The 212-nt window shown below is 68.4% G+C and carries 1 protein-coding gene; it reads left to right on the top strand.

The features are described 5' to 3' along the window. Nucleotides 1-212: hypothetical protein (locus tag RAD10_RS42680; protein WP_461622109.1), on the top strand; the 212-nt coding region annotated here is incomplete at both ends.

The raw sequence follows: 212 nt of genomic DNA on the forward strand, positions 1-212 counted from the left end.
GGCGGCGCCGTCACGCTGAGGAGCTCGACGGGTGCGGATCTGAGCGTCACCGGCAAGGCCGACCTGCTCAAGGCCCTCGCCCTGACGACGTCCGTGGGCGGCGGCAACGCCACGGTCAACGTCAACCGGACCACGAGCGCAGCCTCGCTGGGTGCGGAGATCGCGGACGGTTCGACGCTGAACGTCGACGGTCACGTCATCACCTTCAAGAA

The organism is Bradyrhizobium sp. 23AC, from assembly GCF_054863025.1.